Source organism: Paenibacillus sp. OT2-17 (genome assembly GCF_009827695.1).
In the GTDB taxonomy this organism is placed as follows: Bacteria; Bacillota; Bacilli; order Paenibacillales; family Paenibacillaceae; genus Paenibacillus; species Paenibacillus polymyxa_B.
In genome coordinates this window covers 1-742 of sequence record NZ_WUDQ01000977.1, presented here as the reverse complement: position 1 = coordinate 742, position 742 = coordinate 1, and the positions used below count along the sequence as shown (strand labels likewise).

1 protein-coding gene is annotated in these 742 nt (G+C 47.3%); it reads left to right on the top strand.

Annotated features, from left to right (window positions below):
- Positions 1-112 precede the first annotated feature (112 nt).
- On the top strand, positions 113-742 hold a 630-nt coding region (gene cmk, locus GRP75_RS28565; RefSeq protein ID WP_160791066.1), incomplete at its 3' end, for a (d)CMP kinase.

Below are 742 nucleotides of genomic sequence, written 5' to 3'. Positions count from 1 at the left end.
TTTTTTAGTAACCTGTCGCTTATTTTGCATCGCCTATAAATGTGTGGTATAATTTTCTCGTCGCAGGCAATGCCTGCTTTTTTCTTGAGGTTAGGTTAGGAGGAATTCCCTGTTGGCAAGGCAACATGTATCTTCAAGTAACAAAATAAATGTAGCCATTGATGGACCTGCTGGTGCAGGGAAAAGTACAGTGGCCCGCCTGGTGGCGAAAGCACTTTCTTATGTATATGTAGATACCGGCGCCATGTACCGAGCAGCAACGTGGTACATGATGTGTAAGGAAATTCCTGCAGAAAATGTACAAAAAGTGCTTCAGCATGTACCTGAGCTGGTGATTGAATTAGTACCGGACCCCACAGGCCAAAAGGTTTATTGTAACGGGGAAGATGTAACCACTGTGATCCGTTCGATGGAAGTAACTAGCAACGTGTCACAGTATTCAAGTATTGCTGGTTTACGTACACGTTTGACTGAAAACCAGCGTGAAATGGCTGCACGCAAGGGTGTCGTTATGGATGGTCGCGATATTGGAACAACTGTACTTCCCGATGCGGAAGTCAAGGTGTTCATGACCGCAAGTGTTCAGGAACGTGCCTCTCGCCGTTTTAAAGAACTGAGCGAAACTGATGATATCACTCGGGAGCAGCTAGAACGTGACATTGCGGCACGTGACAAGCTTGACGAGGAGAGGGAGGTATCCCCGCTTCGTTGCAGTGAGGACGCCATCGTGCTCGATACGACC